Source organism: Bacillus sp. V59.32b (assembly GCF_003429085.1).
Lineage (GTDB): Bacteria > Bacillota > Bacilli > Bacillales > DSM-1321 > Peribacillus.
Genome location: NZ_QVTC01000051.1, coordinates 15,760 through 30,637, shown reverse-complemented (window position 1 = coordinate 30,637; position 14,878 = coordinate 15,760). Strand labels below are relative to the sequence as shown.

Below are 14,878 nucleotides of genomic sequence, written 5' to 3'. Positions count from 1 at the left end.
TAACCGCGTAAATTACTAGGTGCTTTTTTAAACTGTCCACTTTATAGGTCACAGTTCAAAGGCTGTGGGCGTTTCATATTAAATAAATACCGGCTCTTTAAATTGCGCCAGTTTTTCCAGCGACGTTTGTGCAACATCTTTATGAAGACTGTTGCCGTGGGAATCCATCGTCACGACAGCCGTAAATCCCTCCACTTTCAGGTGCCACATCGCTTCCGGAATGCCGAATTCCATCAAGTCGACACCTTCTACTGATTTAATACAGTCCGCATAATACTGGGCGGCCCCGCCGATTGCGTTCAAATAGACACCGCCGTGTTCATGAAGCGCTTCAAGAGTTTTCGGTCCCATTCCGCCTTTTCCGATTACGGCGCGGATACCGAACTTTTTCATGATATCACCTTGGTACGGCTCCTCACGAATCGATGTAGTCGGTCCGGCAGCTTTTACATGCCATTTGCCTGCTTCATCCTTCATCATAACCGGTCCGCAATGGTAAATGATCTGTCCGTTGAGGTCAACCGGTGCATCATGATCTGATAAATATTTATGGATGGCATCACGGCCGGTATACATCATACCCGTTATGTGGACGACATCGCCCACCTTTAATTCACGGATTTTCTCTTCTGTAATCGGAGCAGTCAATACAACTTCACGATTTGTAGCTGCTGGAGCAGTTTCAACGGCAGCCGCCGTTTCAACAGCGGCCAGTTCTTTTTCCGCTTCTGCAGCGAAATCGATTTTATCGCCTTCCTGATACAGCCACTCGTTGATTGTCCCGGTTTCCGGATTCACTTTTACACCTAAACGGCGGAAAGCCCAGCAGTTATAGGCGACAGAAACGAAAAAGCTGGCAGGAATCCGATGCATGACGCCGATTTTGCAGCCGAGTAAAGTTGTTTCGCCGCCAAAGCCCATTGTGCCGATTCCGAGTTCATTCGCTGTTTCGTTTATATATTCTTCAAGCTTACGAAGATCTTCGTGAGGATTTACATCATCTGCGCTTCTGAATAATTGTTCCTTCGCTAAATCATATCCAGAAGAACGGTCTCCCCCGATCCCCACGCCAATGAATCCGGCGCTGCAACCTTGTCCCTGTGCCTGGTAGACAGAGTGCAGAATGCATTTGCGGATACCATCCAGGTCACGGCCAGCTTTACCGAGTCCATCCAGCTCGCAAGGAAGGCTGTACTGAATATTTTTATTTTCACAGCCGCCACCCTTTAAAATAAGCCGTACATCTATGTAATCTTTTTCCCATTGTTCAAACTTCATGACCGGAAGACCAAGACCGAGATTGTCACCGCTGTTTTTCCCAGTTAACGAATCTACCGAGTTTGGGCGCATTTTGCCATCATTTGTTGCCTGGACCATGGCTTGTTTGATTGCTTCTTTAATCTCAAGCTGGTTCACCCCCACAGGTGTTTTGATCTTGAATGTCGGCAGCCCTGTATCCTGGCAAATCGGGGATACTTTATCGTCTGCCATCGAGATGTTTTGGGTAATCGTCGCCAAGCTCATGGCGGAACGGGTTCCCGCATTTTCACGCTCTTTTGCACCCTTGATTGCTCTGCGAACATCCTTTGGCAGATTCGTTGACGTTTCAACAATCAAATCGTACATACTTTCTTGAAATCTCTGAATATTCATGGTTCCTTCCCCCTCTAACTTCCCCAAAGTAATAAAAAAAGAATAATCAAAATTTTTCATTTCCCGTTACATTATACTCCTAACCCTTTGATTAGAAAAGATATCTACGGTAACCGATTACAAGAAAAGCGCAAGCGCCCTGCAAGAAGAACGACTAAGACGGCCACATCGTTATGTCTTCGTCGTTCTGACCCACATCCTGTGGGCCTCCGACAGGCATAAGACGAACCGCGAGGAGGCAGTTTCTAAAGTAAAAGCTCATGATCCGAGGGGCTGGGCGCTGGCCGACTAAATGCGCCACGTCGTATGGCGACGTCGGCACTAGCACGTCCTGTGCGTCGTAGCTAGACACCTATCAAGGTTAAAAAATTATACTTTCTTATATTTGAACAAAAATAAAAAACCCTGTATCTAAAACAAGGTTTTCAGCATGTTCTCCCGTTCACAATCATAAAATGGAGCACACATTATTCTGTTTTACGCTCTTTAAATTGTTCTACTTTTATTTCCAACTCATCAATCAGGCTGATTAAACGGTCTATATCGTCCAGCCCTGTATGTTCTGGCTCGATGTTGTCAATAACCTCCATGAACATGGAGAGGCGTTCTTTTAAATATGTTAATTGATCATCTTTATTCGTTATCGATTTCCCCACGTATTTCACTCCTTTCAACTTTATTATCCTAACGAAACATATGAAATAGTGCAACTAAATCCTTAGAAATTGGTGCTCGCGCATTGACATTGTCAGGCTGCTTTCCGATAATGAGTGAGGGCCTCAAGCCAAAGTAAGGAGTTTACATATCATGATATATACAAAAAACGACCTATTAAAACCGATTTCCCCTGAGCACGATCCATGGGAAGCTTATATGGATATTAAACAGTACGGAAAACTTATGCTTACAAACGTTGAATTCACGACGACGACTTTATGCAATATGAGATGCGAACATTGCGCTGTCGGTTATACCCTTCAGCCAAAGGATCCCGATGCGCTTCCTTTAGACCTTTTGATACAAAGGCTTGATGAGATTCCATCACTTCGTTCATTGAGCCTTACAGGCGGTGAGCCGATGCTTTCGAAGAAACAGGTGCAAAATTATGTGGCTCCTCTTTTAAAGTACGCGCGGGCGCGAGGCGTACGTACCCAGATCAATTCTAATTTAACATTGGATTTGGAACGTTATGAAGCAATCATTCCTTATTTGGATGTTCTTCACATCTCCCATAATTGGGGAACTCTCGATGATTTTATTGATGGCGGTTTTGCGATGATGGAACGCAAGCCTACCCGCGAGCAGCGGGCGAAGTTATTTGAAAAAATGATTGAAAATTCCCGTGCTTTGTCCATTGCCGGTGTACTTGTATCAGCTGAAACGATGCTGAATAAACGGACGCTTCCCCATTTGGAGCATATCCACCGGCAAATCGTTGAAGAAATGGGCTGCAGGCGCCATGAAGTCCATCCGATGTACCCCAGTGATTGGGCTTCGAACCTCGAAACCCTATCATTGGATGAGATGCGAGATGCCATCCATCACCTGCTCGATATCCGCGACAAGGACACATGGATGCTGTTCGGGACATTGCCGTTCTATCCATGCAGCAATAATGAAGAGGATTTGCACCTTCTTAAACGGCTGTATGGCACCGAAAAGGTAACCGTAAGAAATGATCCTGATGGGCGTTCCCGCTTGAATGTGAATATTTTTACCGGTGAAGTGATTGTTACCGATTTTGGCGATGCACCATCCCTCGGAAATATTGTCGACCGACCGCTTCAAGCGTCATACGAGACTTGGATGGATTCCAAGCTTGCCATGCAATTGAACTGCCATTGTCCTTCCGTTCAATGTCTCGGCCCGAACGTGCTTGTTAAAAATGCTTACTATCCCGAAACCAATTTCAATGAAAGAAAAACGAATATTTAAAATCAAGAAAATGATGAGTTTGAATCGTTCTTATAAATTTCCAATAAGAGGATTCCTGATTCAAACGGAAATCATTATGATTTAACCGAAACATCGGTCGATTCAAACGAAAATACCAGTCACTTAAACGAAAACAGAAATCGACGTTCTCAAGATTGTCCCATGAAAAACCCGGCCATTTTTTGTGGCCGGGTTGTGTTTATTTTGGCGTATTGCTCGCGGTGAAGCTGAAAGATAGCAGGTCCTGAACAGGAATCCAGGCACCAATACCCTGGGAAGTCACATTTTTCACGGATAGAGTACGTTTATTCCCTTTCAGGATTAAGTAAACCTCCCCATAAGTCACTTTACCTTTTTCGTTAACGGCAGACGAATAGGCATGCAAATATCCAAGCCTGTTCGCAGGAATGTTATAAACCTGATCTTTTTTGGTACCCGCGCCTACAATCGTTTCAAAGGCGAGCGGCAGGTTCGTTTTTTCGGTTGCCTTTAACAGCATCATTTTTTGGACATCCTCGGATGCCGGAATCTTGGCAGTAAGACCGCCTCGAATCGTTTTTTGCGCTTCTTGAACATAGTGGATTTTGTAAGGCACGTTTGTTCCACGGTTATCAAAATAATTCGTATTGATTTTTTGATACTCCCAATTTGGAGACGTTTCTGTCGATTGGTAATTCAATGCCCAGTGTCCCAAATAAACGGTTGCTCGATATCCGAATGCAAGTGGCGCTTTTGCAATGTTTGATTCATTCAGCATATGAATGAGTTCAGGATTTTCAATTTTCGTATCTGAAGAATCAATTAGCTGCGTTGCAAGCTCACTAGGCTGCAATAATGGCAGATCTTGTGTCGGGTTTGGATAGGTATTTTCTTTGGTGATATTCAATACTGTTGGCGGTACATTCACTTTAGAAACCGCAGGCGCTTTATCCTCTGTTGACTTAGGGGTAGCTTCGGTGGTATCCGGTAAAAAAACAGCCAATAACAGGGTTGCTAACAAGAATACAAGGCGTCTCATGATGTTGCACTCCTTTTACGAGATAATCTAATTTGTTATTAGATTTAACGGACAGCCTTATTTTATACGTCAATCGATGCTGGAAAAATATTTTACTTTTTAAAAGTTCAGAATATTTACAATTTTACATTTATGTATTATACTTAATATAACCTACAACAAAGGAGGCGAAATCGTTCATCTCATACTGTTAAGGAGGTAGGTCTATCGATTAAATCCTTACTGACCCCGAAAGTTTTACGAACGATGGTTTCGCTTATTGGATTCTAATGATAAAGGCGGGTGAATTTTCTAGAATTATTGAATCGTTTGAACCTCTGAAGAATGATAATAATTTTGGATGAATATATGTACTTACTTTTTAAAGAAAACTCGCCGATTGACGAGCCTGAAAGGCGAAGTCAGAGGCGTAGTTGCCCTTATGCAGATAAGAAAGTTTATACTTTATTATCTGCCAATGAAAGATAAAATGACTCTGCATCAAGCGACGCAGAGTCATTTTTTATGTTTTTTATAATAAATAGAACCCTATACCCATGATCAAATAGGCAGCTAACATGGTAAGTCCCTCGAACCAATTCGTCTCCCCGTCATTCGAAATAATGACTGTTAGGAATACAGCTGTCACCATGGTAATTAATTCCGGCAACGTGAATACCAGCGGCATCGCAGTCGGGAATAATAGGGATATCAAGACCAGGACCGGCGCAACAAACATGGCTATCTGAAGGGTAGATCCCACGGCGATTTCTACCGCAATATCCATCTTATTCTTGTAAGCCATGATAATGGCTGATGCATGTTCAGCTGCGTTTCCAACAATCGCCACGATGATTACCCCGATAAATAATTCAGACCACCCGAAAGTTTCCCCTACTTCGCTGAATGTATGAACAAGGTTTTCCGACACATAGGCAACAGCGATTGTAGCCACTGCAAGAACACCCATCGCCTTGCCTTTGCTCCATTCAGGCTCTTCTTCATGATGCGCCTCGGCAGCGCCCTTTTCTGTGCTTTGATAAACCCCGCGGTGTGATACTAGCTTAAAGAATAATGCCGCAAGATATAATGCGATTAAAATGATCGAAATGCCTATGCTAAGTGACATTGTTTTACCTTCAGGCATTCCTTGAGAGAAAACCTCTGGAATCACAAAGGCGACGATAACCGCGAAAATTAACAGCCCGGCATTATGCCTTGCATCATATACGTTAAAATTCTGCCGTTTATATTTCAATCCTCCCACGAAAAAAGACAAGCCCGCTACCAAAAGCAGGTTTCCTAAAACCGATCCGGTAAGAGAAGCAAGCACAACACCTACCAAGCCGGCTTTTAAAGCAAATATAGAGATAATCAACTCTACAGCGTTACCGAATGTGGCATTCAAAAGTCCGCCAATTCGCGGTCCCATAACTATTGCCAAACTTTCGGTTGCTCTGCCCATAAAGCCGGCCAAGGCGATAATTGTTAAACAGTAAATACCAAACATAAGGATAGTAGGCCAATGCAGTACAGAACCGATAACTGATAGAGGTACTCCCACCATCACTAAACCCAAAAATATTTTATTTACCATTTGTCCATCCTCACAATCCTAAAGTAATATAAGTTCATTATTCTTTATTATGAAGCACGGGAGATTAATTATTACTTCGACACACCGTCCCCCTTCCGAAAAATTCCGATAATATCAGGTTACATTATTTTCCTCCTAATGAAAAGAAGAACAAAAATGAACTGAGCTTGATGAACCTATACCCGATTTTCCCTTGCTTAATCCTCCCTCTTCCATGTAACATCAACAAAGGAGAATTTATATTTAGGAGAAAATAAAAAATGAATCAACGAACACTCTTTTGGATACTTGTCAGTATGGTCGGGATTTCCGGCTTCTCACAGGGAATGCTCCTGCCATTGATTGCGGTCATTTTTGAAAATGACGGGGTCAGTTCATCATTGAACGGCCTTCACGCCACCGGTTTATATGTAGGGATTTTATTGGCCTCCCCCTTTATGGAGCCGCCTCTCCGAAGATTCGGTTATAAACCGATCATTCTTTTTGGGGGTCTTGCCGTTATTATTTCTTTGGCTCTATTTCCTGTCTGGAAGTCCTTTTGGTTTTGGTTTGTATTAAGGCTTTTAATCGGAATTGGTGACCATGCGCTTCATTTTGCGACGCAAACCTGGATCACAGCGATTTCACCGGAACATAAGCGCGGCCGTAATATTTCGGTTTATGGTTTATTTTTCAGCCTCGGCTTTGCCATAGGCCCATTGATGACTAAACTTATCGAGATAAATGAAGCACTTCCCTTCATTCTTACATCCATTATGAGCTTGATTACCTGGTTGCCTGTATTTCTACTAAAAAATGAACGTCCTGAACATGACCATGAAATTGAAACATCATCGTTCTTTGGAACATTAAGGCGTTTTTCCAATGTAAGCAAATATGCCTGGATTGCATTTCTGCCGCCTTTTGGATATGGCTTTCTAGAAGCCTCGTTGAACGGGAATTTCCCTGTGTATGCGCTTCGTTTAGGAATCGATTTGAGCATGGTTTCCATTATCATACCCGCGTTTTCCGCCGGGAGCTTGATTTCCCAGATCCCGCTCGGAATGATGAGTGATAAGTACGGACGAAGAAAAGTATTATTGTTTATTCTTTTTTCGGGATCGCTGATTTTCCTAGCAGCCGGTTTTCTGAACGCTTCTGCCATTGGATTATTAATATGCTTCCTTCTAGCCGGAATTATGGTCGGTTCCACCTTCTCACTCGGTATCAGTTATATGGCGGATCTTGTTCCAAGAAATCTTCTGCCGACCGGGAACTTGCTATGCGGAATTTTCTTTAGCTTTGGCAGCATTAGCGGGCCATTTATCGGGGGATTGGTTATCCAATATTTAAAGGGCGGTAGTTTTTTCTTCGCCATAAGCATCATGCTTTTGCTTATTTTCTTGTCCCTTGCCCTTTTTAAAGAAAAATCGCCGATCGGCAAGCCTTTAGGCGGAGATTTGACGTAGTTGCACTCATGCAGATAGAAACAGAATGATTTTAAATATAAAAGCCGAAAAGTTCTTAATAAATATAGAGAAAGTAAAATGGCATATTTATGAATAATATGGTATTATAAAAATATCAAAATAAAATTCTATAACTACTTAACAGGTTAAAATGCTGTCATCGGCTTCCCGATGGCAGCTTTCGTCATTTTAAGGGAATTGATGTTGAATATCACTCTCAATTAACAGATAGATGAAAACACTTCGGGAGGGAAACACATGACTGCAGAAACAAAAGCATTAACCCGTCAAAAGAAAGACAATGTTTTTTCCATTGAGAAGATAAAACCGCATATCGAGCTGATCGCCGCCCTTTTTAGCGGGGTGCTCATTTTGGCAGGCTGGATTTTGTCAAAAAATGATTTGGAGACCGCATCGATCATTTCCTATTTGCTTGCCTTTGTTATTGGGGGATACGCAAAAGCGAAGGAAGGCATTGAAGAAACGATCGAGAATAAAGAATTGAATGTCGAAATGCTAATGGTCCTTGCCGCAATTGGCTCCGCCATTATCGGATATTGGACAGAGGGTGCGATTTTAATTTTTATTTTCGCTGTCAGTGGTGCTTTAGAAACCTATACGATGAATAAAAGCCACAAGGAAATTTCTGCGTTAATGGATCTTCAGCCGGAGGAAGCGCTCCGGGTCTTCCCAAATGGAATGGAGGAAAAAGTGCCGGTCGCGCAGCTGCAGGTTGGTGATTTCATTCTCGTAAAGCCGGGTGAACGCGTTCCATCTGATGGGATGATTACAGAAGGCCTAACGAATCTGGATGAAGCAGCGATTACAGGTGAATCTATGCCGGTAAGCAAATCGGTCAAAGACGTAGTATTCGCGGGGACCGTCAACCTGCGCGGGACGATTACCGTAGAAATCACAAAGCCAAGCAGTGAGACTCTTTTTCAAAAGATTATTATGCTTGTACAAACGGCCCAAAGCGAAAAATCGCCTTCCCAGCAATTCATAGAAAGATTTGAAGGAGCCTATGTGAAAATCGTGCTGCTCGTCGTTCTTTTAATGATGTTCCTGCCCCACTTCTTGTTCGGATGGAGCTGGACCGAAACTTTTTACCGGGCGATGATTTTGCTTGTTGTAGCTTCACCATGTGCTCTTGTTGCGTCTATTATGCCGGCCACTCTATCGGCGATTTCTAACGGGGCACGTCATGGAATTTTGTTCAAAGGCGGCGTTCACTTGGAGAACCTAGGAAATCTGACAGCCATTGCCTTTGATAAGACAGGTACGTTAACAAAAGGGAAGCCGGAAGTGACTGATGTCATAATCAGGCAAGATTTGTCCGAAGAAGATTTCCTTTATCATATTGCCAGCATTGAGAATTATTCGAACCATCCGCTTGCGACGGCCATTGTCCGTTATGCCAAGACGAATAACAATAAAGATCTTGTAAAGCCTGAAGGAATGGAAGATATTTCAGGATACGGAGTTCAAGCTATGATCGGAAATATTCAGTGGAAGGTCGGCAAGGCCGATTTTGTCGGCCGCAAAGAGGCGGAAGATTTTCAGGATGGCATTGCCTTCTCTTTGGCAGCCGAGGGAAAAACAATTGTATATGCCAAGGACGACAAAGGAATTGCCGGAATCCTCACCTTGAAGGACCAGGTACGCGAAGAAACGATTTCTGCCATCGAGTCACTAAGACAAGAAGGAATTTATACGGTCATGCTCACTGGCGACGGCGAAAACACAGCAAAAGCCATAGCGGATGAGAGTCATATCGATGAATATATCGCGGAATGCCTTCCTGAAACGAAAGTAGACGAAATAAAAAGCTTAAAGCAGCATTATGGTACGGTGGCGATGGTCGGTGACGGAATCAACGACGCCCCTGCTCTTGCAACAGCTTCGGTCGGGATTGCCATGGGTGAAGGAACTGATGTCGCCCTGGAAACGGCAGATGTTGTGCTTATGAAAAGCGACTTACCGAGAATAGCTGAGGCAGTCAAGCTTTCAAAAAAAATGAATAGAATCATTAAACAAAATATCATTTTCTCCATATCGGTTATCATGCTGCTGATCGCCTCTAACTTCCTGCAGTTCCTTGACCTCCCTTATGGAGTAATCGGGCATGAAGTAAGCACGATTCTGGTTATATTAAACAGCCTGCGGTTATTGAGAAATTAAGCGGAAGGCACCTCTGAATGGCAGAGGTGCCTTTTTGTTTAATGATATCCGTTGGATCCGTTAGCTGACCCGGACGTTTTATGCTTTGGTTTTTTATTTTTGCTTTTATGCTTTGATTTTGCCATATAGAACTCCCTCTTATTACTCAGCTTGGGCTAAATGGTAGCCACCCATTTATAGTTTCTCCGGTATTAGCTCGTTTAAGAAGGTAAGTGCAGGGATTTTAGCAATCGGGTTTTGTACGTTCACTTTGGACGGCGTTTATTTCTCCACCGATTAAAATGATATAGCCTGAAAGATAAAACCAGATCATAAGCACGATAATGCCTCCCAGGCTGCCATAAGTTGTCGCATAGTTGCCAAATCTGGACACATAAAAAGAAAATCCGAGAGAAACCAAGCTCCATCCGATCGTCGCTGTAATGGATCCCGGCAATACACTTAGACAGCTCATTTTCTTATTTGGAGCAAGCCAATACAACATCGTCAGTACAAACAAAACAACCAATGAACTAATCACCCAGCGAAATGTATTCCATATCCAGATAAATTCATCCGAGAATCCAAAATTGGCTGTCAGAAACAAGCCGATTTGCTTTCCGAATACAGGCAGCAGCAGGGCTACTATAAAAACAAAAATCATCGCAAGGGTCAGGATGATGGACATTCCCCTTGCGACAATAAAATGCCTGTTTTCCTTAACATTATATGCTCTATTGAATGCCCGCATTATCGCGTTCAGTCCATTCGATGCCGGCCATATCGTAGCAATGACCGCAAAAGAAAGCAGCTTTCCATTTCCCCTCATCACTTCTTCAATATTTTTCTCGATGAGTTGCATCGTTTCTGGTGGCGCATAGCTGCGCACTACGTTCAGGATATCCTGCTCAGATAATGGCAGATACGGCAGCAGCGAGATGATAAACAGTAGAAGCGGAAATAATGACAGAAGAAAAAAATAGGCGAGCTGTGCAGCCAGTCCTGCTAAATCATCCCCGTGTACCCGTTTGACTAAATTTACAAAAAAGGATCGCATCAGCCATTCTTTTATTCCTGCCATGGGGACCCCTCCCCTTCCTCTGTTATCAGCCTCTATGCTTACCGTTCATGACTCATCAATGTTGAACGTTTTGACTTACCACATAACTGCTTTGGTTTGCCGGATGATTGCCATGGTTAACGTTAACATGGTGTAGGCCATTATCGGAAACGAATGCGTCCTTTGTCTCCTTTATCATCTGTGCCACCTGTGGCGGGATATCTTTCATTTCCTCAACACGCGCCGTGATAAAGGCGATGTCTTCCGAGATATTTTCTATCGTCGTCCGTAGCTTGGTTGTCGCTTCCGTAACTTGATCCAACGCACTATTAGGATGCGTAACCACTGTTCTCATATCCGTCATATATCGTTTGCTGCTGTTCATGACAGAACGACGCGTAGACCTATCGAACAGGCTGATCGCCGCTCCGGCAATTGCGCCCATTATCAACGCTTGCGTGAATCTGCTTCTTGTTGCTGTACGATAGTTATTCATTTGCTGTTCCTCCTCTTTGGATTATCGATTTAGATGATCTTAGAGCATCTCCAACTAAAGAGGACTTGTGCTGATTATCCCCTCTTATAGTATTTGTCAAAACCTCAAATCTTATGGTTGGACTTTTTGACGATATTGTCCATGCCCTCTCGTCAGGTTTTCATTGACTTATCCAGGCAATCATGAAAAGATGAATATACCTGATTCTGAGAGGATGAAAATATATGGACTTAACAAAAAATTCAGCTGAGAATGTGGAATACATCGTTGAAGCCATAAAAGAAAAGCTGAAGGTCATGAATATTGGCGCCATTAAATCGGGACACTTCAATTCCGAAATGTACGAAGAATTACTCGAAATTTATGAAATGGTCATGAAGAAAAATAATTTCAGTCCAAGTGAAATGCAGGCAATTGCCGAAGAGCTTGGAAAACTAAGGAACCAATAGAAATACGTACAATTCAGGCAGCCCACTGTCTGTTTTTTCTTTTTCATCGCCCTGTATCATTACCATAAAGCTTGTGATTTTGTTATAGTTTTCTTATGTAATTAATTTAGCTTTTCATTACTAAATACATACGATTATTCTGAAGTGATTGGAGTGAAGGATATGGTGGAGCGTAGAACGCCTATCAGTGTTTCCGAAGCAGTGACAAAAGTGATGAGCAAAAAGCTGGAGGGCGAGGCAGAATGGGTGTCCATTGATCAATGCGACCGGCGTTTTCTCGCGGAAGATATCATTGCCACCCATGATGTCCCTCATTTCGATCGTTCCCCTTATGATGGGTTTGCACTGCGATCAGCTGACACAACAAAAGCTTCCAGAGAGAACCCGCTTGAATTTGAAGTAGTGGAAGAACTGGGCGCAGGAATGGTTCCCTCGGTTCCTGTAAACGAGTTTCAGGTTGCCCGGATTATGACAGGGACGCAGCTGCCCGCAGAATGTGATGCCGTTATCATGCTTGAGCTTACCGAGGATATAGTAAAAGACGGAAAGAAATACATTCGATTTAAACGTTCAGTGAAGGAAGGCGAAAATGTCTCCTTTAAAGGGGAAGATGCCAAGGAAGGACAGGTTCTTGTCAAAAAAAGGGACCGCCATCAACCCAGGGATAAAGGCGGTTCTTGCGACGTTTGGCTATCATCAAGTACCTGTGGCTAAACAGCCTGTCGTTGGCCTGTTTGCTACCGGATCGGAGCTTTTGGATGTTACCGATCCGATTGAACCGGGGAAAATCAGAAACAGCAACTCCTATATGATTTCTTCACAAATCAACCGGGTGGGCGCTGAAGTTCTCTATTTCGGCAAATTAGTCGATACGCTTGACACAAGCCTCGAGGCAATCGAAAAAGCACTGGACAAAGTGGATATCCTGATTACAACCGGCGGAGTGTCCGTTGGCGATTTTGACTTGTTGCCTGATATTTATGAGAGGCTTGGCGCAGAGGTTCTTTTTAATAAAGTCGGAATGCGCCCGGGGAGTGTCACGACAATCGCAGCGCTCAAAAACAAAATATTGTTTGGATTATCCGGCAATCCGTCTGCCTGCTATGTTGGATTTGAACTATTTGTCAGGCCGATTGTAAGGACGATGCTCTTCTCCGATAAACCGCATCTTCAAAGGGTTCAGGCGAAACTCGGAGCCGATTTCAAGAAAGCGAATCCGTTCAGCCGGTTTGTCCGTACCAAATTAACTTTTCAGGACGGACAATTGACTGTCGTTCCAAGTGGCAAGGATAAATCGAATATTATCACCAGCCTCGCTGCATCCGATTCACTGACGCTTCTTCCCGGCGGCACACGGGGCTTCGAGGAAGGCGATAAAGTAGAAGTCCTTCTCCTTGAGGATCAGGAAGGCAGCGTTTGGCCGTGGTAAAGCCGTTTTTGTTTCAAATCACCGGATATCAAAATTCCGGTAAAACAACTGTCGTCATCAGGTTGATTGAACATTTAAAAAGAGCCGGGGTGACTGTATCTGTTTTAAAGCACCATGGTCATGGCGGTGAACCTGACCTTCCAGATAAGGATTCCACCCGCCATTTTCAGGCAGGAGCGGTGGCAGCCCTGGTCGAGGGAAATGGAGCGATACAGCTTCATGCCTCCTTAACCTGCGAGCAAAAGGATTCTACGGAAAAGCTTTTGGAAATCCTTCACGACTTTCAGCCGGATGTTATTGTAATCGAAGGCTATAAATACAAACCCTTTCCCAAGGCGCTTATCATAAAGCAGGAGAGCGACCTGGAATTACTGAATTCGCTTCAGAACATCCAGGCTGTCATCTGCTGGCCGGAGATGATGGAAACAGTAAAACTCTTGGACATGGGGCTGCCATTGTTCGAGATTAATTCGGATGGTTTTTTCAACTGGTTTCTTGAGCAAAAAAATAACTTACGAAAATGAGGTGTCTCATGTTTTTAAAATTTTCATTAGCGCAAAAGACCGCGATGATACGCAGCATCCAGGACTATATTTACCGGGAAACGGGCGAGGAAATCGGAGAGCTAGCTGCTGAAAATCACCTTGAATTCATTCTGGAGGATATCGCCCCGTTCATTTATAACAAAGGAATCCAAGATGCAAAGGCCGTGGTCGAGGATCGAATCATGATAATGGATGAGGACCTGGCTTCACTTGAGCGCCCGATAAAATGATCCGAAAAGTTTTTGAGCTATCATCATTTAAACGAAAATCGTTGGGATTCCAACGAAACGTATATCGACATAAAACGAAAAAATCCAATGGAGCCATTGGATTTTTTTCTTATTGTTCAGTCAGGATCAACGGACCGTTTTTCGTAATCGCGATGGTATGTTCATATTGGGCGGAATATTTCCCATCGGCAGTTGAAGCTGTCCAGCCGTTTGCATCTCTTACTGATTTATAAGTACCAACATTGACCATTGGTTCAATTGTAAACACCATTCCCTCTTTTAACCGCGCACCTTTATGTGGCAGCCCATAGTGAGGCACTTCCGGTTTTTCATGAATGACCGCACCGATTCCATGTCCAATGAAGTCCCGTACGACAGAGAACCCTTCAGACTCCACGTATGTTTGGATCGCATGGCCGATATCGCCAATCCGGTTGCCGACAACAGATTGCTCAATCCCTTTGTATAGAGATTCCTTAGTAACGTGAAGCAAATGCTCTGTTTCTTTGGTGATGTCGCCAACCTTATATGTCCAGGCTGAGTCGGAAAGAGCCCCGTTATAGTTGACGACCATATCGATGGTGACGATATCTCCATTTTTCAATGGCGCCTTCCGTGGATAGCCATGGCAGATTTCCTCGTTAATGCTGGCACAGGTGGCATATTCATAGCCTTTATACCCTTTCTGCTCAGGCTTCGCGTCCGCTTTTTTCAAATACGTTTCAACAAATTCTTCAATCTCCCAGGTCGTAACACCCGGAGCAATTAATTTTGCGATTTCCTTATGGCATGCTGCTAAAATCTTGCCAGACTCGTGCATGGCTTCGATTTCGCGTTGTGACTTCAATACGATCAATCGTGACACTTCCTTTGTTTACA

At 43.6% G+C, this 14,878-nt stretch carries 13 protein-coding genes and 1 pseudogene; 7 read left to right on the top strand and 7 right to left on the bottom strand.

The genetic code is table 11. From position 1 onward, the window contains the following. Positions 1–78: 78 nt before the first annotated feature. Both D0463_RS12275 and D0463_RS12270 read right to left on the bottom strand, forming a co-directional pair. Positions 79–1,653, bottom strand: a complete 1,575-nt coding sequence (locus D0463_RS12275; protein WP_117307686.1) for a fumarate hydratase — start codon at positions 1,651–1,653, stop codon at positions 79–81. A 467-nt stretch (positions 1,654–2,120) separates the two neighbouring features. After that, positions 2,121–2,309 (bottom strand): SE1561 family protein, encoded by a 189-nt coding sequence (locus D0463_RS12270; RefSeq protein WP_117307683.1) that lies wholly within the window; start codon positions 2,307–2,309, stop codon positions 2,121–2,123. A 151-nt stretch (positions 2,310–2,460) separates the two neighbouring features. Here D0463_RS12270 and yfkAB point away from each other — a divergent pair, with 151 nt between their 5' ends. Further along, on the top strand, positions 2,461–3,588 hold the full coding sequence (gene yfkAB / locus D0463_RS12265; RefSeq protein WP_117307682.1) for a radical SAM/CxCxxxxC motif protein YfkAB: 1,128 nt from the start codon (positions 2,461–2,463) through the stop codon (positions 3,586–3,588). Positions 3,589–3,787: 199 nt separating this feature from the next. Here yfkAB and D0463_RS12260 read toward each other — a convergent pair whose 3' ends face one another. Next, positions 3,788–4,606, bottom strand: coding sequence for a YfkD famly protein (locus D0463_RS12260; protein ID WP_117307681.1), 819 nt, complete (start codon positions 4,604–4,606; stop codon positions 3,788–3,790). A 511-nt stretch (positions 4,607–5,117) separates the two neighbouring features. Continuing rightward, positions 5,118–6,182 carry a calcium/proton exchanger gene (gene cax, locus D0463_RS12255; protein WP_117307680.1) on the bottom strand — a complete coding sequence of 355 codons (1,065 nt, stop codon included), beginning with the start codon at positions 6,180–6,182 and terminating at the stop codon, positions 5,118–5,120. A 260-nt stretch (positions 6,183–6,442) separates the two neighbouring features. Between cax and D0463_RS12250 the strand changes: the two genes are divergently transcribed. Both D0463_RS12250 and D0463_RS12245 read left to right on the top strand, forming a co-directional pair. Continuing rightward, positions 6,443–7,630 (top strand): MFS transporter, encoded by a 1,188-nt coding sequence (locus tag D0463_RS12250; RefSeq protein WP_117307679.1) that lies wholly within the window; start codon positions 6,443–6,445, stop codon positions 7,628–7,630. A gap of 258 nt (positions 7,631–7,888) precedes the next feature. Then, complete coding sequence (locus D0463_RS12245; RefSeq protein WP_117307678.1) at positions 7,889–9,811, top strand: heavy metal translocating P-type ATPase; 1,923 nt, start codon at positions 7,889–7,891, stop codon at positions 9,809–9,811. A 223-nt stretch (positions 9,812–10,034) separates the two neighbouring features. Here the strand turns inward: D0463_RS12245 and D0463_RS12240 are convergent, their stop codons facing one another. Together D0463_RS12240 and D0463_RS12235 are read right to left on the bottom strand one after the other, a co-directional pair. After that, entirely contained in the window at positions 10,035–10,871 is an 837-nt protein-coding gene (locus D0463_RS12240; RefSeq protein ID WP_117307677.1) for a YihY/virulence factor BrkB family protein, read from the bottom strand. A gap of 55 nt (positions 10,872–10,926) precedes the next feature. Further along, positions 10,927–11,346: a YtxH domain-containing protein gene (locus tag D0463_RS12235; RefSeq protein WP_117307676.1), complete on the bottom strand. Its 420-nt coding sequence runs from the start codon at positions 11,344–11,346 to the stop codon at positions 10,927–10,929. A gap of 224 nt (positions 11,347–11,570) precedes the next feature. Between D0463_RS12235 and D0463_RS12230 the strand changes: the two genes are divergently transcribed. The 4 genes and pseudogenes from D0463_RS12230 (at position 11,571) to D0463_RS12215 (ending at position 13,999) form a co-directional block, all read left to right on the top strand. Then, positions 11,571–11,795 carry a DUF1128 domain-containing protein gene (locus D0463_RS12230; protein WP_117307675.1) on the top strand — a complete coding sequence of 75 codons (225 nt, stop codon included), beginning with the start codon at positions 11,571–11,573 and terminating at the stop codon, positions 11,793–11,795. 162 nt (positions 11,796–11,957) lie between these two features. Next, positions 11,958–13,224 (top strand): annotated as a pseudogene (locus D0463_RS12225) (molybdopterin molybdotransferase MoeA). Next, positions 13,218–13,748: a molybdopterin-guanine dinucleotide biosynthesis protein B gene (mobB, locus tag D0463_RS12220; protein ID WP_254052788.1), complete on the top strand. Its 531-nt coding sequence runs from the start codon at positions 13,218–13,220 to the stop codon at positions 13,746–13,748. The pseudogene D0463_RS12225 and the gene mobB overlap by 7 nt, the downstream one beginning before the upstream one ends. A gap of 8 nt (positions 13,749–13,756) precedes the next feature. Further along, the gene (locus D0463_RS12215; protein WP_117307673.1) at positions 13,757–13,999 is read left to right on the top strand and encodes a DUF2164 domain-containing protein; all 243 of its coding nucleotides are present in this window, start codon (positions 13,757–13,759) and stop codon (positions 13,997–13,999) included. A gap of 109 nt (positions 14,000–14,108) precedes the next feature. Here D0463_RS12215 and map read toward each other — a convergent pair whose 3' ends face one another. Beyond that, positions 14,109–14,855, bottom strand: a complete 747-nt coding sequence (gene map / locus D0463_RS12210; protein ID WP_117307672.1) for a type I methionyl aminopeptidase — start codon at positions 14,853–14,855, stop codon at positions 14,109–14,111. Positions 14,856–14,878 lie beyond the last annotated feature (23 nt).